Origin of the sequence: Roseiconus lacunae (assembly GCF_008312935.1) — a bacterium.
Taxonomy (GTDB): Bacteria; Planctomycetota; Planctomycetia; order Pirellulales; family Pirellulaceae; genus Stieleria; species Stieleria lacunae.
Genome location: NZ_VSZO01000010.1, coordinates 178,801 through 197,235, shown reverse-complemented (window position 1 = coordinate 197,235; position 18,435 = coordinate 178,801). Strand labels below are relative to the sequence as shown.

Genomic DNA, 18,435 nt, shown 5'->3' with positions numbered 1-18,435 from the left:
AAGGGGGCGAAAGACTGGCCCCAGTATGGCGGGGGGCCATGCCGTCAAGCAAACAGTTTGCGGCCCGAATGATCAGTCTTCATCGAAAAAGCGGATCGCACCGGGATAGGACCACAAGATGTTGTTGTTCGCTTTGATCGCCGCCAAAATCGGGAACAAAATTCCGACCACGGCGAGCACAGGGATCAACAGAATCCCGATGAAGAAAAAGCACAACACGCCGATCACCATGCCATAAATCAATTCGGAAATTAGCCAGTTCATCATCCGGTTGCCATGACGACGGACCAAGTCCGATTGCTCCTTGCCGATCAGCCACATCGCAATTGGGACGATGACGCCTAGCATCGAAAAGATCAAAAGCTGCGAAAGATGCATCAATGTGCAGTACGTCTTTTCGTCGATGCCATGCACCATGCCGTCTTGAGATTGATTCATTGCTGCTCCGTATCCTGTGGGACTGTGCTGCGTATTCCCGGCAGCACCCGAGTTCTCGTTCAAAACCCTGCGTTTTGCTTCATCAAATTCCGCCTCCGTCAAACTGCCTTGATCACGCAGCTGTTGCAGACGATTGAGTTCGTCGGTGACTGTCATAGGACCACTCCTGGTTGTGATTGATTGGTGGCTACTTACCATGCACGATTGACACCGAAAGTAGGCGCGAATCGTGAAATTCTGACTTGTTCTGATTGTCCCCATCGGCGGTTGGCGGATAATCGTCCAGATCATTCAGCGTCCCGTCGGCCATCGAACGAGCAGCGATTGAGCAGAACGGAGCATGAGAAATCAGAGTTTCATGTCACTCAAGTCGCAGGTAGTATTTGCCCGGCAAAGTCGATCAGAACTCTGGGAAGTAATCTCCGTCGGAGCGCCGAAACGGTTGGCATCTGGCGATGACGACGACAGGGAACGTCGTGTTTTAATTTCCAACGCATTGAAGAAATTGCGATAAATCGATATGTCCGATCATGCCCCCTCTGAATCTGAGCCGACGTTAATGATGCGTCTCGATGACGTCCTCAAGCGAGCGGGGTGGGTTGGGACCGGCGGTCAGGCCAAACTTTGGATCCAGGACGGCCAGGTGACCGTCAATGGAATCGTTGAAACCCGACGCCGAAAGCAGATTTTTATCGGCGATACCGTCCAAGCGATGGGGGAAACCTTGGAATTGGACGCTACGTTTTTTGATAGTTAGGCGAATTCTGCGGGAAACAGGTGATTTCACTGTTGACGCTCGCCGATCCGTCATCGGATACTGCTCCCTTCGAGAGGTCTATGGCCGGACCATCCGGCACTCTCACCCCCATCAAATCGCTGTCAAATTGGCTGCTGGACGTTACCCAGCGATCCAAGCGGCGAGTTCGTTGGGAGATTTGATTTCAAAAATGTCCGGATTGCCAGCCGGCAGGAGAAGAACGTTTTAAGTGGCGTTGGCACGAAGAAACAACCAGCCAGACAACCGCGATACGGTACGCATCAATTCAAACATTAGAATCAGTCCCGTTCGAGTTGTAAGTGAAACAGGGGAACAACTTGGAGTGATTTCAACCGACGAGGCGCTCAGTCGAGCCCGCGACGTTGGACTCGACCTCGTTGAAGTCGCACCGAACGAACGGCCCCCCGTTTGCCGGATCATGGATTACGGCAAGTACAAGTACGACAAGAACAAAAAGACGAACCGCAATCAAAGTCATACCAAGACGAAAGAAATTCGGTTGCGTCCCAAAACTGGCGATGAAGATATCCGGACAAAGATCCGTCGCGCCGAAAAGTTCTTGATGCACAAAGACAAAGTGCAGGTCAGTGTCTTGTTCCGAGGCCGCGAAATGGCCCACATCGAAGAAGGCCGAAAGGTCATGGAACAAGTGATCGAGTTGCTCGAAGAGGTCGGTAAAGTAGAAACCGCACCGCAGCAACACGGCAAACGCATGATCTGCATGATCGCTCCGAAGTAAGTCGAGCATGTCGATTTCGCTCAACTCGCTGTGCCGGTCACTCGCACAGATCGCCCCTTTGTCCCTGGCCGAGTCCTGGGACAACGTCGGTCTGCTTGTCGGTGACCGAAACGCCGACGTTGAACGCGTGATGACATGCTTGACCATCACGCCCAGCGTCGTCGACGAAGCCGTCGATGCCGATGCTGATCTCGTGATCACGCATCATCCGCTGCCTTTCCGGCCTCTCGCAAAGGTGACCGCCGACTCGATTACCGGCCGACTGCTGTGGCGACTCATCCGATCCGGGACCGCTGTCTACAGCGCCCACACCGCCTATGACTCGGCGGCAACGGGGATCAACCAAGCTTGGGCTGATCTGCTGAATCTTTCCGGCGTCGGACCGATCGTTGATCCCGAACCGGGGAACAGTCTGGGCGCCGGCCGGGTGGGGGACCTCGCCCAGCCGATCGCGGCCGATGAAGTCATCCGCACCTGTGCCGTTCATGTCAGCGCCTCGGCACCACGTGTCGTTGGTCCTGCCGATCACGTTGTATCGCGTGTCGGATTCGCATGCGGGAGTGGCGGATCGTTTGTCTCTCAGGCTCATCGCCGTGGTTGTGAATTGCTGATCACCGGCGAAGCGACCTTCCACCAATGCCTCGAAGCCGAGTCACTGGGCGTCACGCTGGCGCTGCTGGGCCATTACTACAGCGAACGATTCGCAATGGAAAAACTCGCCGAAGAGCTGTCTGTGGAATTCGCCGGTCTGAACATCTGGGCCAGCCGTCAAGAGCATGACCCTATCCGTTCGCTTTCTGTGTGAGCGACCTTGGCCACATTAGCGGCGTCCGCGATCAGAGCCAGGATTAGCCGATTGGCGTTAGCCACGGTTTCCGTGCCGTCGTCTGGAGCGACATTCGTCGGCTGACAAGCCGAGCTTAAACCGTGGTCTAGACGGAGCATTGGCAGCTGCGTCGATGCAAACGTGTCGCACGGCGGAGTAGCCTGCGAGGTCATGCTTCCTGCGACGGGAACGTTAGCTTCCGCCTTCGGCTTCGTTAAGAACGGCCATGAACGCTTTCTGGCTGATCTCGACGTTGCCGACCGCCTTCATGCGTTTCTTGCCTTCTTTCTGCTTCTGCAGCAGCTTGCGTTTCCGCGTGATGTCACCGCCGTAGCACTTGGCGGTCACGTTCTTGCGCATCGCGGGAACGGTTTCTCGGGCGATCACACGGCTGCCGATTGCGGCTTGCACGGCGACTTCGAACATGTGCCGATCGATCTCGGATTTCAATCGCTTTGCGACCGCGCGTCCACGCCGATCGGCATCGGCGCGGTTGCAGACGATGCTGAGTGCGTCGACACGCTTTCCGTTGACCAAGAAATCTAAACGCGCCAGGTCGGCCGGCTCATAGCCCACCATCTCGTAATCGAGTGTGCCGTAGCCTTTGGTGCAACTTTTGATCTTATCATGCAAGTCATAGACGACTTCGGCGAGCGGAATGTCGTAGGTCAACATTGAACGTTGGGCGCCGAGGTGTTCCTGCGACTTTTGGATTCCACGGCGTTCGTGCACCAGTTTCATGACCGCCCCGATAAATTCGACGGGGACAATGATATTGCAGCGGACGATCGGCTGGCGAAATTCTTCGATGTCACCGGGGTCGGGCACATCCTGCGGCTTGTGGATCGTCATCGTCTCGCCGCGTTTATTGACGATTTCATACGTCACGTTGGGCGCCGTTTGGACCAGGTCCACATCGGACTCGTTTTCCAGTCGTTGCTGAATGATTTCCATGTGCAACAGCCCCAGGAACCCACAGCGGAAACCGAAGCCCAGGGCGTCGCTGGTTTCCGGTTCGAATTCAAAGCTGGGGTCGTTGACGGCAAGACGTTCAAGGGCGTCGCGCAAGTCGGAAAAGTTCTGACCGTCGCTGGGGAACAAGCCGCAGTAAACCATCCGCTTTGGACGCGCATAGCCGGGCAGCGGTGGAGCGGCGGAATCACCGGGAATGCTGATCGTATCGCCGATGTGAACATCGCCCAAGCTTTTAATATTGCAAATCAAGTAGCCGACTTGACCCGCAGAAAGTTGTTCACAGGAGTGGCGTTGTGGCATGAATTGGCCGAGTTCAACGACGTCGTGGACCGTTCCGGCACGCAAGAAGCGGATCTTTTGTCCTTTGCGGACGGTGCCTTGCATGACCCGAACGTAGGTGATCGCGCCGCGATAGTCGTCGTAGTTGGAATCGAACACCATCGCTTGTAGCGTCGCTTCGGGATCGCCGGTGGGCGGAGGGACGTGTTCGATGATCGCATCGACCAAGCCATTGACGCCTTGCCCTGTTTTCGCGCTGACGCGGACGCATTCGTCAGGATCGGTGCCGAGCGAGTTCATCATTTCTTCGGCGACTTCGTCCGGACGAGCGTGCGTCAGGTCGATCTTGTTGATCACCGGAATGATTTTCAGGTCGTGTTCCATCGCCGCATAGGCGTTCGCGACCGTCTGAGCTTCGACGCCTTGAAACGCGTCGACCAACAGCAACGCCCCCTCGCAGCAGGCCAGCGAGCGTGAAACTTCGTATTGAAAGTCGACGTGCCCGGGGGTGTCGATCAAGTTCAATTCGTATTCTTCTTTGCCGCGTTTGAACTTCATCACCACCGCACGGGCTTTGATGGTAATGCCACGCTGCCGCTCAAGTTCCAGATCGTCGAGCAATTGCTCCTTCATCTCTCGCGAGCTGACCGTTCCGGTTTCTTCCAACAATCGATCGGCGAGCGTGCTCTTTCCGTGATCGATGTGGGCAATAATGCAAAAGTTTCGAATATGTTTTTTGGTCATGTCGGTTTCGCGTGTTGTTTTCGGGCATACCCAGCCAATCCCAGGTAACCCGCGGCCGCACCGAGCGTCGCGAACGCGATCGATGTGCCTTCAAATACATTCGGAAAGGTGCGCTGTTGGAATTCGCTTATTATCCCAGAAAGGAAGCGTCTGCCGATGGGGCATTCCGAACCGCCGAAATTCATGGCCCCACCCAAGGTGACGACCCCCGGATCGAGGGCGTGAACGAGAGTGGCGATGCCAATTCCTAACCATTTTGCGGTTTCGTCAACGATCTCTAATGCTAAATCGTCGCCGTCGTTTTGGGCAGCCTGATAAACCTTCTTCGCGGTTAATTCGTTGTTCGCCCCGCCCAGCGTCCCGCAAAGCGAACTCGTCGCTCCCTCTTGTAGGCGTTCCCGAGTCCGATCGACGACGGCGCTCGCGCTCGCATACGCTTCCAATTGTCCTCTTCCGCCGCCCCAAACGCAAAGTCTGGCCGTCGGCGACGGGTCAATAATGATGTGACCGCACTCGCTTCCGAAGCTGTTGATGCCGTTAACCAGTTCCCCGTCGACAATAATGCCCCCACCGACCCCGGTGCCCAGCGTGAGTAAGATCATCGAATCACTGTCACGACCGGTCCCAATCCAAAATTCCCCATACGCCGCCGCGTTGGCGTCATTGAGAAACGAAACCGGTCGACCGGTCGCCGTTTCGATCGCCCGGACGATGTTGAATCCCCACCACGATGGCAATTGCGGCGGGGCGACCAGCAGGCCTTTGGGCAAATCCATCGGACCAGGGGCCCCCAGGCCGATGTGCGGAACTTGACCGACGATGCCCAGCGACGACTCGGTCCTCGAAACCACCTCCGCGACACGTTTGATTGCCGCTTCAGGCCCTTCGCTTTCCAACGTCGGAATCGACTCAAAAGCGACCGTGTATCCTGCCGAATCGACAAGTCCTAACTTGATCCCAGTCCCACCGACGTCAATTCCCCAGTAAAACGGTCCGTTCGCTTGTGCCACCGGAATGATTTCGGCGAACTTGTTTGGATTTGATGCTTTGGAAACACTCATGGGGCAGTTTTTCGGGGAAATTGAAGACAGCCTGGGGTTACACGGTCGCGGAGTATAGAACCGTCAAGTTGCCCTCACAACGAGCTTTTTTCTCGCATCATTGAGCTGTTCACCTTCGGAGAATCCATTGGCATTTCATTCCCCCCTAACGGTTAATTCAGTCTAAAGATGAAGGTCGTGTATTTAACCGCCGGTGCCGCCGGGATGTATTGTGGAAGCTGCATGCACGACAACGCGCTCGCCCGAGCGCTGCATCAACAAGGCGTCGATTGTTTACTGCAACCGGTCTACACCCCGATTCGAACCGATGAGGTCAGCATCGCCGGATCACGGGTCTTCTTAAGTGGAATTCATGTCTACTTGTTGCAAAAAATGCCGTGGCTTCGCTGGCTTCCCCGCCCGATGCGCAGCCTGCTCGATTCGCCAGGTCTGATTCGTTGGGCGACCCGCAAGGCGAGTTCGACCGACCCCGCATCGCTGGGTGAACTTGCCGTCTCGATCCTAAAAGGGAGCGACGGTTTTCAGGCTCAAGAGTTTGAACGATTAGCCGACTGGATCGCCAACGAGGAAAAGCCCGATGCGGTCGTGCTGACGAACTTACTGATCGGCGGTGGACTTCCGATGCTGCGAAAACGCATGCCAAACTGCAGGTTGATCGTGATGCTCCAAGGGGACGATATCTTTCTAGACCACCTTCCGGAAAAGCATCGTACCGAGGCGATTCGTCTCTGCAGTAAGCTTGTCGACCACGTCGATTACTTTTGCGTCAACAGTCGGTTCTATGGCGACAAGATGGCGGCCCTGCTCGAGATCCCCGAAGCAAAGTTACGGATCGCACCGCTCTCAATCGACCTCGGACCGTACGATCGCCTGCCCACTGAAAAGCGGACGCCGACCACCGATTCAACCGAAGCGTTCAAGCTCGGTTATCTGGCTCGAATTGCCCCGGAGAAAGGCCTGCATCGACTGGTCGAAGCCTTTGAAGCGATCGCCGCCAAACGCCCCCATGTGACTTTGCATGCCGCCGGTTGGCTGGGAGAAGCCAATCGTCCGTACCTGCAAACGATTCGCGACCGACTTGCCAAAGCCGGACTGACCGATCGTTTCACGTATCACGGCAGCCCCGACCTGGATGCGAAGGTGCAGTTCCTGCAAGAGATGGATTTACTGTGCGTGCCGACGGAATACGAAGATCCTAAAGGTCTGTTTGTTTTAGAAGCCCTGGCCGCGGGAACCCCTGTTGTGATGCCGGAACATGGGGCGTTTGGTGAATTGATCCGCTCGACCGGCGGAGGCACACTTGTTCCGCCGCACGAAATCGACGCCTTGGCCGAAGCGATCATCACACTGATCGACCAACCCGATCGCCGCGAGCAGATGGCCGATCAAGGAAGGCAAGGTGTTTATGAGCGACACAGTATTGGCGCCGCAGCAACGTCACTCGTTGAGCTCTGCGGCCCCGAGATCAAACCGTAGCGTTTACACACTCACCGTTTGCGCGGCCGCCTTCGTCTCGGCAACCGCTTGGCGAAAGTCCTCGCCCAGCAATGGCTTTCGGCGGCGGATCAGATCGCAAATGCCGGCGAACTTGTTTCGCATGAGATAGCGTACGACGGTCGGACGCATTTTTTCACGAGTCAAGAGATGCAAGCCGCGATACGAGATCAGATGGCGATCGTACATTTCCGCCACGATCCGCAGTGCCCGCTTGGACCACAAGCTAATATGTTGCCCGCCGTCGAGTACGTAGTACCACCAGTCATTTGGCAACGGCGGATGATCCGGAAGTAACTCCGTTGATACCAACCAGTTATCCGCCAAACAATCGAATGTTTGCAATTCTTGATGTGGATTTTCGAGATGTTCCATGACCTCGAACGCAGTCAGGAAATCGAAGCGAACATCGCTATCGACGTTCGCATTAAACCCGGCGGCAAACAAGTTCTGGCAGTACGGGTCGTGATGCTCAAACCGATGTCCACGGTCACGCATCATCCGTGTGAACATGCCGTAGCCACCGCCGTAATCAAGGCATCGCTTGGCGCCCGGTAAAACAATACGCAGCAAACGGTCAGTGGTTTTGGCAAAGCGTTCGTTTCGTGAAATTAAGCCAACATCGGTTGATACGATCGCTTGATCGTAGGCTTCATCCAACCAGTACGGCGCCTCGGTTTGAATAAAACCGCAATCCCGACATCGGAAATAGTCAACGTCGTACTTCGATAGAATCGTGGCCGTTGCGAAGTGATCGCTCCAGGCGTTACAGAGAAGGCAATCGCTCACGTGACCGTTCCGCGTCAGACGGAGTAGATGAAGAGACATAGCATCGCGTGGAAACTCGCGGTGTCGGTTTCCTGGGGGCTTCAAGTGAAACTTCCAGATAAACCTCGGCCATGCGTTCGGCCGTCGCTCGCCAACTGAATGTCGACGCGCGATCTTTCGCGGCCGCCACCGTGGCATCTCGATCGGGTAGTTGGCCTTCCAGTGATGCCAACATCATCTCCGCCACACTTTCGACATTTTCAGGGTCAAAGAAATAGCCCGCGTCCCCAACGACTTCATGCATCACAGGTAGGTCACTGACCAAGACCGGCGTCCCGGCACACATTGCCTCCAGCGATGGCAGTCCAAAACCTTCTGCTTTGGACGGAAACACAAACGCATTGGCATGTTCGTACAAACCACGCAAAACTTCGTCACTTGCGTTGGGAACCAGAACGGCAGCAGAGTCGTTCTGGAAACCTAGCGCCGTCGCCTCACGTCGTTTCATCGGCGGTCCGACGATCGCTAGCTTGGCATGCTTGGGCCGCCGGTCGGCGATCCGATTCCATGCCTCCCAAACGACTTGAAAGTTCTTGTAGTTATTGCGCCGGCCGACGAAAAGGATATAGGGCGAATTTTGAAGTGCCGTCGGGATCGGGGCCGCCGTCGTGTCTCCCAGAGAGGTCCCTAGCGGAACGATCGATGCCTTGCTACGCGCTTCGGGAAATCGTTCACACAGTTCGTCGTATGTCGACTGAGAGATACACGCCAAGTGATCGGCCAACTTGATCGCTTCGGTTTTCATCGCCACGTGCTTCCCGCTCGGATCGAGTGACGGATACGCTTCGTGGATAAAATCTAATACCGTTACCACGAGGGGACGATTGCCATGACGAATCGGTCGACGACACAGCCCGCCGTAATACGTCCAGTGCTCGATTTCAGCCTCGACCGAGTCGAAACGCTGGGCAATTTGCCGTTGCAAACGGTCGCGTGTCCACTTGCGGAGCCAAGACACTGGCGGCTCCGTTTGCACGCTGATGTATTGCAACGAGCGATTGTTTAGTCGAGTGGCTTCGGCATTCGGCCCCAAAACGATGGGCTCGAACATTTCAGGCAAATGATCGATCAGCTCAGAGAAGTAGCGGGCGACGCCGCCACAGCGAAGGATTTGGAAAATCGCTCCTTCGTAAAGAATTCTCATTCGCCGTTTCTCTTTCGGTTTCGCTCGTTTCGTCGGGATAGCAACACCGCGACATCTCATCTTTAGCAAAACTTCGGATTTTCTGGAAAGAGATGTTTTTGAAGTTTGCGACCGCCCAAATTCGTTCGGCGTTGTGCCGTATGCAAGCGAACCCTGCTAAATTGGGCGTTCATCTTACCCCCAGTGATGCCAGTCAACAGTGATGCCAATGAGTAAAGCCTCCTCCACCCCGATGCTTCCCAAAATCTCACTTCGATTGCTGATTGGGGTCGTGACCCTATCGGGGGTTGCGATGGCAATCTTTCAGCAAGCCATCGCCCATCACACGACCTGGGCAGTGATGGCGATGGCTGCGATCCTGGCATTGGTGACGCCCTTCTTGCTGTACGTGGGCAGTTTCTCGTTGGCGAGCCTTTTTTCGACAGTCGGCGCCGTCGCCGCCGGGGATGCTCAACAACAACGCGTTCATACCCCCACACAATGGATGCCCGGCCAAGTTCCAACCGGATCAGCACAGCTTGGATTAATACAGCACGGATTAACTCTGTCTAGCGACGGCGGACCTCTTCACGGTTCGGAGACCGAATCGAGTGACGTGACCGGGGCGATCGCCAACACGAAAACAGAGGCGGATCACTGATGAGCGGAGGTTTTCGATCCAAGCGTACCGCCGTCACGGGATGGCTCTTGATGGTGATTAGCCTGGTCATTGGCGCGACGCCTAGCCAATCCCTTCGAGCCGAAATTGTCGTCGGCGTTGCCCCCACCAAACCACAGGACGTCGGCTTTCAGTTGACTGTCCTCAGTGAGCAAGTTGGCGGTGACGGTTTCCACCCCCTCAAGCTACGGTTCGTTCCCTTAGGGGCCAGTTTTACGAGGCAACGGAACCTTCGCATTCTACTTCGGCCTCGCACGACTTATCAAACACGACTGGACTATCAGTATGCTGTCGACGTCGTTGTTCCCGAAGGCGTGACGGCGCACCAAGTCGACGTCAATGTCCCCTCGTACTATCGATGGGAGTGGATTGCGATTGTGATCGAAGAAGACGGTCGCCGAACCCACCGCCGCGCTTCGCGTACCAGCATTCCACAACCGGTTCAGTACTGGGGGCAACAACAGTCGATCGGCGTCGTCATCCCTTTGGACGCCCGCTTACAAAATGGTGTCTGGGAAAGATTTCCCGATCTTCGTGCGCTTAGCTCGGTGATCGGGAACGACTCGATTCCTCGTAATAAAAAGGCCGATCGACTTACCGACCAAGACGCTTTCAATTTTGCGTCACAGCTTGACTCTGGACGCTTAAGGTTTCGTATTCAACAAGAGGCATCGCTTCGCGATGATTGGCTGGCCTACAGCCAACTCGACACATTGATTCTCCCCTGCTCGGTACTGTTGCGGCTGGAACGCGAACGCCCGAAGATTCTGCGGGCGATTCAAAAGTGGGTTGCCGCCGGAGGCCAGATCTGGACTTATGATCTGCCAGCTGACGGATTTGAGGCGGGACATTGGTTGGCAACACCAAACGACGTCGATGCCACGAATTACGTTGGCGACTTCACGAATGCGATGGAACTCAATTCCAAAAACATTGAACACAATTACGTGTATCAAGAGTACTCGGGATCGTTTTATTACAACGAAACGATCGTCAGCGCCAATCGAAATCGCGGTGACTTTTACAAAGACCTTGAAGACGCCAACAGCCCGATGGCGAAGAAACTCGATCGTGATGAACTTAAGCAATTGGTACGAGCGTTCCCGTACGGTTTTGGCCGAGTCGCATTGATCGACCAAGCCGACCCTTTCCCCGGATCGTTTCACCTTTGGCTGGCACTGAAACAATCAGGCCGTAGTTGGCATCAACGGCAAGGCGTCAACATCTCCAGCGGCAGTGAGAGCTATTGGCGATGGTTGATCAGCACGGTTGGGCAACCGCCGGTTTCAATCTTTGTTCTGCTCAACGGCGTGTTCGTGATCGTGATGGGGCCGGTGCTGTACTTTGTCCTTCGTCGTCGTGGCAAACTTCACTGGCTATACTTTCTCGCCCCCACGTTGGCATTTCTTGTCACAGGATGTTTATTCCTCTACGCATTTCTCTCCGATGGTCTTTCCAACCGTGCCAAGGTTCGTCAGTTGACTTGGATCGATGCGCGTAGCCCATCGGTGTCGGCTGATCCTGATTTCGCCGCGGGCATCGCCTCCCAAGCAGACCATTACCCGGCTGTCGATCAGCTGCGACACACTTACTACACCATCGCCGATTCTAAGAAAGGCTTACATTTTCCCATCGATTCGATGGTGCTACCGGTCAGTAACTACGAAATAATCACCGGCTATACCTATCGCACTTCGGACCAAGAATCGTCGGGTGATTATTTGATCGAGCAGTTGCCGGAGAGTCGCCGCTTCTATGGTTCGTTTCTGTCAACGCGATCGCAAACCGAGTTCTTGGAAACGCAACCTTCGTTTCAATCGCTGCCAATCAAAATCGATTCGAGTGGTAACGTACCCACAGTGACGAACCAGCTTGACGAACCACTTGAGGCGATCGCGTATCGTGACGACAGAGGTGGCTACTGGGTTGCCTATAAATTATCTGCCGGCCAGACGACAACGTTCGAACGAGCTGAACCGAACATCCTCGGTACAGTGCTACGTGATCGTTTGGAGCCTGACGCCAACCGGGTTCCTGCGGCATTTCGCAACTTCTTTTCCGATTCGTCTCGAACCGGATTGGAACAGAAGGTCGCGGAATTGAACCGACGGAGCACTACGAAGGCTTTCGTCGCGATTACGGCAATCGATCCTGAGCGGTTTGCCTTGGATGATTGTGTTCAGGAAGGTTGCGTACGTGTGATTGCGGGGTTGTTGCCATGACTCAAATTCCGATGACGCCCTGGCAAGGGCCAATGATTGAATTGCAGGAGGTCACCAAGGTCTTCGGTCCAACACGAGCCGTCGACAATGTTTCGTTCATGGTCCCTCGCGGAAGCGTGTTCGGCTATATCGGTCCCAACGGCGCCGGCAAGACCACGAGCATGCGAATCCTTTCGACGCTCGAACTACCAACCAGTGGCGATGCATTTATCGAAGGGCTCTCGTCGGTTAACGATCCCGATCGCGTGCGTCATCGACTGGGTTTCATGCCTGACGCATTTGGATCTTATAGTGACACCAGCTGCGCCGAATACCTCGACTTCTTTGCTCGTTCGAATGGATTGGTTGGTCGTGAACGCACCCGGCGTATTCGCTGGGTGATGGACTTCACCGGGATGCGATCTATGTCCGAAAAACCAATGAATGGTTTGAGCAAGGGGATGCGACAGCGTCTTTGCCTAGGTCGAGCGTTAATCCACGACCCATCGACACTGATCCTCGATGAACCGGCCGCCGGCTTAGACCCTCGGGCTCGGATCGAATTGCGTCAAATTATTCGAACGCTGGCGGCCGACGGGAAAACGATCCTCATCAGCAGTCACATCCTCAGCGAACTCGCCGAGATGTGTGATCGTGTTGGGATAATCGAACAGGGCACACTTCTGGCCAACGACACCGTCGATGGTCTGAAAGGCAAATCGAAACCACACCAAGATTTGATCGTCGTCGTCGATGGCGAAGTGGATTCTGCGATCGAGGTTCTAAACGCCTTGCCACCCGTGACCGATGTCGAGCATCGTGGACAAGCCATCCATTTTCAAACCGTCGCTGGCAACGACAACCGAATACAAATCTTGCATCAATTGTGTGACGCCAAAATTCGTGTGTTGGAATATCGCCCGATCGATGAGTCGCTCGAAGATCTATTTTTGAAAGTCACGACGGGGAAGGTTCAATGAGCGATGCGACTCGACAATCATCAGACGCGCCGTCGCTTGGCGGTGCAAGCGATGCGATCCCCTATCCAAGCTTGGCACTCGATCCCGAGGGGGAGGGCGTCTTTGGGAACATCGAACGTTGGTGCGATCGGTGTGTTTCTAAGCTCAATCCGATCCTGATCAAGGAAGCACGCCAGTCATTAAAGAGTCGGCAGTTTCTGATCACGTTCTTTTGTCTGTTAGTCGCATCATGTGCCTGGACGGTGATTGGGGTGGTCAGTTACGCGCCCGACATCTACTTCTTGCCAAGCGGTCAAGACTTGATGAGTGGCTACTTCATCATCCTTTCGGTATCGATGCTGGCCTTCGTCCCGCTGGTCGCGTTTCGCTCGCTGGCGGCGGAACTGGACGAAGGGACGTACGAGATGTTGGCGATCACCCGCTTGTCGGCATGGCGAATCGTCAGCGGAAAAATGAACAGCGCTTGCCTGCAGATGCTGATCTATTTTTCCGCGATCGTACCCTGCCTTGCGTTCTGCTACCTGCTCCGCGGGGTCGGATTACTCACGATCCTATTGACGGTCGTCTTGGTGCTGGTCACGTCGCTCGTCCTGACGTCGTTTGCGTTGGTACTTTCGACCGTCGCAAAAGGACGCACACTGCAGACGTTTCTGCTGGTCGGTTTGGTCGCGTTAGTCGTTTTTGCCGAGTTCACTCTCAGTGCATTTGTGCTCTCCGAAGTGCTCGGTGAACGCTGGAGCGGAACATTTTTGGGCTACGCCTTACCGATCACAATGGCGCTTTCGTTCGTGGGACTGTTTCTTGCCGCGGCCGCCGCCAGGATTGCTCCGGTAACCGAAAATCGCTCAACGAGGCTACGAGCGATCATGCTGGGGCAGCAAATCCTATGGATCGTCACCATCGTTTATGCGACTTGGGCGACCAAGGAAATCGAGTTCATCAACCTTGGCATGATCATGATCACCGTCTACTGGTTCTTCACCGGAACGTTGATCTGCGGCGAATCACGCGAACTGAGCCCCCGTGTCCTGCGAGAGTGGCCATCGACCTACGCGACCAAAATGCTGCTCAGTTGGTGGATGCCGGGACCAGGGACGGGATTGATGTTCTGCATCTCGACTGCTCTGGCAGGAATGATCGTGATGGCGGGTATGGGAATGTTTGGCTGGATGGCCGGGACCGACATTGTCCGTCATAACGGGTCACCGCCTTTGTTTTTAGTCGCGTTAAATGCGGGGTATCTGTTCGGCTACTTGGGCTGCGTCCGCTTGCTCTCGATGCCACTGTTGAAACGTTTCGGTCCCTCGTTCATCACCCCGATGATCGTCGCCCTCGTACTGCTTTTTCTCGGCATCCTGGTTCCCTGCATCTTCGACGTGATCTTCACTGGAAGGGTCTCCAGCAACTATAGCGTGATGCACGCGTCAAACTGGTTTTGGACATGGGGAGAGTCGTTTCGAAGGCGAGGCATACAGCCAGTCGACGTCACATTCTTAATCCTATTCTGCGGTTTGGGAATCATGGCGCTCAACCTGATTTTGCTCTTTCGCGAATTCCAGGTCGAACGAATCGCCGTGCCAGCACGTGTCGAACAAGATCAACAAAATGACCGATCCCCAAGCGATTCAGCTCCCATCGAACAACCCTAAGCCGAACGCGCTGGCATCAGACCCGCGCAGCAAAACGACAACTTTGAATCGATCGGATTTCCGACAGCCCGCTAGCACGAACCACGCCGCCCCAGGATGCTCAACACGGTGATCCGGCGTTCGAGACAATCGCAAATTCGCTCCAGTTCAAGCCGACGTCGTTTGATTGGTCAGCGTACCGATGCCTTCGACAATCACGCTGCAGCGATCGCCCGGCTTTAAGTACACCGGTGGATCCTTGGCATCGCCAACCCCCGGCGGCGTCCCGGTGAAGATCAAATCCCCGGGCTTCAACGTTACGAACTTTGACAAGTGGGCAACCACAGTGGGAATGTCAAAAATCAATTGTGCCGTCGTACTGTCCTGAACGATTTCACCGTTGAGTTCCATTTGGACGCGTAAATTCGACGGGTCGGGCAGTTCTTGACGCAAGGTGACGCAGGGGCCAACGGGGGCGAAGGTATCGAATGTCTTCCCCAACAGCCACTGTCCGCCGGGGCGGCCCTTTTGCCAATCACGTGCCGACACGTCATGCCCACAGGCGTATCCAAAGACACATTCCATCACCTGTTCGGCTGCAACGTCCTTCGCTTCTTTCCCGATCACAACCACCAGTTCGGCTTCGTAGTCAACCTTCGTTGAAATCGCGGGAAGTTCGATCGTTTGACCGTGGCCAATCAATGCCGTGTTGAATTTGCTAAAGACAACTGGTTCGGTCGGGATTTCGGCCCCCGTCTCGATCGCATGGTCGCGATAATTCAGCCCAATACAAAAGATCTTTTCTGGTGTCGGCGTCGGCGGCAACAACACCGCTGGTGCCGGTTGGAAGGAATCATCCGCAGCGGCGTTTCCCGCCCCGATGATTTCGGTCGCTAGTTCAAACACGTTCTCATCGGTAACCGGACCGTCGACGATCGAGTCGACCGGGCAAATGTTTCCGTCACGGTAAAACGCGTACTGGGTGGTTCCGTCGCTTTTAGGGATGCGGCACAACGGCATCGAATCAACTTTGGGATAATTAGTGAGGGATAGAAAGGTAAGAACCGAACCTGGACCCGTCAGCCGAACGCGCGTACGTCAGTGGCTGGGGCACCGATGCCGGGGCCCGCCGCGAGCGCTGTCGACTCACAAGTTAGCATCAATCGATTTCCGGAAATGTTCGAAACGTGCGAGCCTGCTGCAAGCCCACCACGGGGGACATCAGTCAAAGTCGGCTAGAACATCATCCTTCATCGCCTGCAAGCGTTTGACGATGTCGGGATATCGATCGACGACGTTGGTTTGTTCTCCAGGATCGGACTGCAAATTTACCAGGAACAGCGATTCCTTCAATTTGCCTCCCGCAACTTGCTGGGTCTGTGGGAGTGTCGTGTCGCGAGGATTTCCAATCAGCTTCCAATCTCCGTCACGCATCGCCCACTGCGCTCCTGATCGACGTGCTCCCGACCCACGGCCCATCTGCCAATAAAATGTCTGCCGTGGCGCATCGGCATTCGAGCGAAGTACATCACCGATCGAACGTCCATCCAGTCGAACACTCGGAGGCGTGACCTCGCACAACTCACACAGTGTCGGAAACCAATCGCACGCCGTCACAAACTGATCGCGTGTTTGACCGGCCGGAATGTGCCCGGGATAACGAACGACAGACGGGACCCGAATGCCGCCCTCAAACAACGAAAACTTTGCACCGCGGTAAGGCCCCGCGTTGCCGCCACCGCCAAAGGCTCGCGTTTCGGTACTATGACCATGATCGGGCTGATAGATCACGATCGTGTTCTCGGCCAGACCCGATCGATCCAAGTGGTCCAAAACTTCGCCAATGTATTCATCCATGGTCGATGTGAACGCGCAATACTCTCGGCGGGGCGAAGGCAGGTCCTTATAGATTTCGAGCCACTTGGCCGACCCCTGGTAAGGATAGTGCGGCGCGTTGAAAGCCCAATACAGCAACCAAGGTTGATCGGACTGTTCATCGATAAATGTTTTGCATCGGTCCACCATTAATCGTGGAAAGTACTCTCCAGCGCGGTGAATCTCACGACCGTTGTCCCAAAGGTCATGACGGTTTGGTCCCGACCAGTAGAAAAAGTGTGAGTAGTTGTCGATGCAGCCTTCCAAATGACCGAACCAACGCTGAAATCCTTGCCCCGCAGGATTCGACTTCGCTTCGCGTCCGAGGTGCCACTTTCCGACATGTCCGGTCGCATAACCGGCATCGCGAAACGTTTCGGCGATCGTCGTTTCTTCCGTCCGCAGATCGCCATTGCCCGGCTGGCCGGCTCGCGCCGGGTAACGTCCCGTCAACAATCCAACTCGACTGGCCGAACAAACCGGTGCGGCGGCATACATCTGTGTTAGCCGCACGCCTTCTCTGGCAAGCCGATCCATGTGGGGCGTTTGCAAATCTTCGACGCCAAAACATCCCATATCGACCGAACCTTGGTCATCACCGTAGATAATCAATACATTCGGGCGGGCGTTTTGCTCGGCCGTCTTCGTCGCCGATCGCACTGCCACTGTTGGCGTGGCCTGTCTCGATGTCGACTTCACCACCGGTCGTAGAACGATGTTTCGATAGCGAACCGCAGTGTGATCGCCCTGCAAAAAAATCGGCCCCGGTTTCGTGTCGTTAGATTCGATCCCACCACCGGTACACCCGACCAATAATTCATTGTCGATGACCTTCTTTCCGTTAAGTTCAACGGTGATGTGTCGGTCCACCAAGGTCAAACGATAGTGGTTCCATTGATCGCCCGGATGTGCCGCATTTTCTCGAGGTGCTAAGCGCCCGAAGATCGCCCCCGGCCCGGCGATTCCTTGCATCTTGCTGTCTCGATCGACCACCTGGGCTTCGTACATGCCGCGCAAGTAAACGCCGCTATTGCCTCCGGCAGAAACGTTGTATTCGAGCGACAATTCAAAGTCCTCGAACTCCCGCGTGGTCACTAGGTTCCCGTACGCCCCATAGGCGCCAAAATCAGTTTTCGGAGTCGAGTTCACCAATTCGCCATCGACCACACTCCAGCCGTTGATCTTGTTGTCGCGTGATAGCTTCCAGCCATCGAGATTGCGACCGTTGAACAATTCGATGGGATCACCGAACTCCACGTCGGCCAGATCGGGAGGCGAGGGTGGGTCGGGAATCCGGACGCCTCGCATTCGAATCGTTTCTTGTTCATTGTCGCTCGGTGTTCGTTGCGATGTTTGCCCCTCCCGCACCGTTGACTGTGTCCATTCTAGTTCCAAAGTGTTCTTATCGATCAAAGTTGCGACCATCGGATCGTCGATCAGCTTTGTCGTCGCTTCACCACCGGGCTTCCAGCGGATACGTCGCTTGAAGCGGATCTGGTTGCCCTGGACTTGGACCTCCGAAGCGGGCCGCGCGCTGCCAACACTCCACAACAACTCCACCGCCGGCGACTTTGCCTGATCTTTCTCGGTCGCGACCTTTAACCAAGCCGGATTTCCATCGGGCAACTGAAACGCCCACGCCGATTCCAATGAGGAAACGTCAGTCGCATTGGCATGCGGGAGCGATCGCGCACCGACGAAAACTCCGAACACTGCTACGATCAAAGTAAGGTGAGGCAAACGCATCATCGGCCGATTCATCATCACTAACAGTCCGGAATCGAAGG

The 18,435-nt window shown here is 55.3% G+C and carries 15 protein-coding genes; 8 read left to right on the top strand and 7 right to left on the bottom strand.

Annotated features, from left to right (window positions below):
* Window positions 1–72: 72 nt before the first annotated feature.
* The gene (locus FYC48_RS14790) at window positions 73–594 is read right to left on the bottom strand and encodes a DUF4870 domain-containing protein (protein ID WP_160149565.1); all 522 of its coding nucleotides are present in this window, start codon (window positions 592–594) and stop codon (window positions 73–75) included.
* Window positions 595–958: 364 nt separating this feature from the next.
* On the opposite strand from FYC48_RS14790, the gene FYC48_RS14785 reads away from it, so the two are divergent.
* The 3 genes from FYC48_RS14785 to FYC48_RS14775 all read left to right on the top strand — a co-directional run bounded on the left by FYC48_RS14785 (window position 959) and on the right by FYC48_RS14775 (window position 2,760).
* On the top strand, window positions 959–1,195 hold the full coding sequence (locus tag FYC48_RS14785) for an RNA-binding S4 domain-containing protein (RefSeq protein WP_230773499.1): 237 nt from the start codon (window positions 959–961) through the stop codon (window positions 1,193–1,195).
* A gap of 229 nt (window positions 1,196–1,424) precedes the next feature.
* On the top strand, window positions 1,425–1,955 hold the full coding sequence (infC, locus tag FYC48_RS14780) for a translation initiation factor IF-3 (protein ID WP_149497492.1): 531 nt from the start codon (window positions 1,425–1,427) through the stop codon (window positions 1,953–1,955).
* A gap of 7 nt (window positions 1,956–1,962) precedes the next feature.
* Window positions 1,963–2,760, top strand: coding sequence for a Nif3-like dinuclear metal center hexameric protein (locus FYC48_RS14775; protein WP_149497491.1), 798 nt, complete (start codon window positions 1,963–1,965; stop codon window positions 2,758–2,760).
* A gap of 213 nt (window positions 2,761–2,973) precedes the next feature.
* Here the strand turns inward: FYC48_RS14775 and lepA are convergent, their stop codons facing one another.
* Both lepA and FYC48_RS14765 read right to left on the bottom strand, forming a co-directional pair.
* Complete coding sequence (gene lepA, locus FYC48_RS14770) at window positions 2,974–4,779, bottom strand: translation elongation factor 4 (RefSeq protein ID WP_149497490.1); 1,806 nt, start codon at window positions 4,777–4,779, stop codon at window positions 2,974–2,976.
* A complete protein-coding gene (locus FYC48_RS14765; RefSeq protein WP_149497489.1) occupies window positions 4,776–5,840 on the bottom strand; it encodes an ROK family protein in 1,065 nt (354 codons plus the stop codon). Before FYC48_RS14765 ends, lepA begins: the two co-directional genes overlap by 4 nt.
* 168 nt (window positions 5,841–6,008) lie before the next feature.
* Between FYC48_RS14765 and FYC48_RS14760 the strand changes: the two genes are divergently transcribed.
* Window positions 6,009–7,316: a glycosyltransferase family 4 protein gene (locus FYC48_RS14760; RefSeq protein WP_149497488.1), complete on the top strand. Its 1,308-nt coding sequence runs from the start codon at window positions 6,009–6,011 to the stop codon at window positions 7,314–7,316.
* A gap of 3 nt (window positions 7,317–7,319) precedes the next feature.
* On the opposite strand, the gene FYC48_RS14755 is transcribed toward FYC48_RS14760, so the two are convergent.
* Together FYC48_RS14755 and FYC48_RS14750 are read right to left on the bottom strand one after the other, a co-directional pair.
* The gene (locus tag FYC48_RS14755; RefSeq protein WP_160149536.1) at window positions 7,320–8,123 is read right to left on the bottom strand and encodes a class I SAM-dependent methyltransferase; all 804 of its coding nucleotides are present in this window, start codon (window positions 8,121–8,123) and stop codon (window positions 7,320–7,322) included.
* Window positions 8,101–9,306: a glycosyltransferase family 4 protein gene (locus FYC48_RS14750; RefSeq protein ID WP_160149535.1), complete on the bottom strand. Its 1,206-nt coding sequence runs from the start codon at window positions 9,304–9,306 to the stop codon at window positions 8,101–8,103. Before FYC48_RS14750 ends, FYC48_RS14755 begins: the two co-directional genes overlap by 23 nt.
* Before the next feature lie 208 nt (window positions 9,307–9,514).
* Here FYC48_RS14750 and FYC48_RS14745 point away from each other — a divergent pair, with 208 nt between their 5' ends.
* Genes FYC48_RS14745 through FYC48_RS14730 form a run of 4 tightly spaced genes read left to right on the top strand, consistent with a single transcriptional unit; the run spans window position 9,515 to window position 14,794 of the window.
* Window positions 9,515–9,946 (top strand): hypothetical protein, encoded by a 432-nt coding sequence (locus FYC48_RS14745; protein ID WP_149497485.1) that lies wholly within the window; start codon window positions 9,515–9,517, stop codon window positions 9,944–9,946.
* Entirely contained in the window at window positions 9,946–12,186 is a 2,241-nt protein-coding gene (locus tag FYC48_RS14740) for a hypothetical protein (protein ID WP_149497484.1), read from the top strand. Before FYC48_RS14745 ends, FYC48_RS14740 begins: the two co-directional genes overlap by 1 nt.
* A gap of 11 nt (window positions 12,187–12,197) precedes the next feature.
* Entirely contained in the window at window positions 12,198–13,145 is a 948-nt protein-coding gene (locus FYC48_RS14735) for an ABC transporter ATP-binding protein (protein WP_235034263.1), read from the top strand.
* Window positions 13,142–14,794: a hypothetical protein gene (locus FYC48_RS14730; protein ID WP_149497483.1), complete on the top strand. Its 1,653-nt coding sequence runs from the start codon at window positions 13,142–13,144 to the stop codon at window positions 14,792–14,794. The genes FYC48_RS14735 and FYC48_RS14730 overlap by 4 nt, the downstream gene beginning before the upstream one ends.
* A gap of 147 nt (window positions 14,795–14,941) precedes the next feature.
* Here the strand turns inward: FYC48_RS14730 and FYC48_RS14725 are convergent, their stop codons facing one another.
* Entirely contained in the window at window positions 14,942–15,793 is an 852-nt protein-coding gene (locus FYC48_RS14725) for a fumarylacetoacetate hydrolase family protein (protein WP_149497482.1), read from the bottom strand.
* A gap of 201 nt (window positions 15,794–15,994) precedes the next feature.
* Window positions 15,995–18,412 carry a sulfatase-like hydrolase/transferase gene (locus FYC48_RS14720; RefSeq protein ID WP_149497481.1) on the bottom strand — a complete coding sequence of 806 codons (2,418 nt, stop codon included), beginning with the start codon at window positions 18,410–18,412 and terminating at the stop codon, window positions 15,995–15,997.
* Window positions 18,413–18,435: the final 23 nt, after the last annotated feature.

Excerpts from the sequence above, each read along its gene's own strand:
- FYC48_RS14720 (WP_149497481.1), bottom strand. The coding sequence starts at position 18,412 with ATGATGAATCGGCCGATGATGCGTTTGCCTCACCTTACTTTGATCGTA.
- FYC48_RS14790 (WP_160149565.1), bottom strand. The coding sequence starts at position 594 with ATGACAGTCACCGACGAACTCAATCGTCTGCAACAGCTGCGTGATCAA.
- FYC48_RS14760 (WP_149497488.1), top strand. The coding sequence starts at position 6,009 with ATGAAGGTCGTGTATTTAACCGCCGGTGCCGCCGGGATGTATTGTGGA.
- FYC48_RS14740 (WP_149497484.1), top strand. The coding sequence starts at position 9,946 with ATGAGCGGAGGTTTTCGATCCAAGCGTACCGCCGTCACGGGATGGCTC.
- FYC48_RS14785 (WP_230773499.1), top strand. The coding sequence starts at position 959 with ATGTCCGATCATGCCCCCTCTGAATCTGAGCCGACGTTAATGATGCGT.
- FYC48_RS14725 (WP_149497482.1), bottom strand. The coding sequence starts at position 15,793 with ATGCCGTTGTGCCGCATCCCTAAAAGCGACGGAACCACCCAGTACGCG.
- FYC48_RS14745 (WP_149497485.1), top strand. The coding sequence starts at position 9,515 with ATGAGTAAAGCCTCCTCCACCCCGATGCTTCCCAAAATCTCACTTCGA.
- FYC48_RS14775 (WP_149497491.1), top strand. The coding sequence starts at position 1,963 with ATGTCGATTTCGCTCAACTCGCTGTGCCGGTCACTCGCACAGATCGCC.
- FYC48_RS14735 (WP_235034263.1), top strand. The coding sequence starts at position 12,198 with ATGACGCCCTGGCAAGGGCCAATGATTGAATTGCAGGAGGTCACCAAG.
- lepA (WP_149497490.1), bottom strand. The coding sequence starts at position 4,779 with ATGACCAAAAAACATATTCGAAACTTTTGCATTATTGCCCACATCGAT.
- FYC48_RS14765 (WP_149497489.1), bottom strand. The coding sequence starts at position 5,840 with ATGAGTGTTTCCAAAGCATCAAATCCAAACAAGTTCGCCGAAATCATT.
- FYC48_RS14730 (WP_149497483.1), top strand. The coding sequence starts at position 13,142 with ATGAGCGATGCGACTCGACAATCATCAGACGCGCCGTCGCTTGGCGGT.
- FYC48_RS14750 (WP_160149535.1), bottom strand. The coding sequence starts at position 9,306 with ATGAGAATTCTTTACGAAGGAGCGATTTTCCAAATCCTTCGCTGTGGC.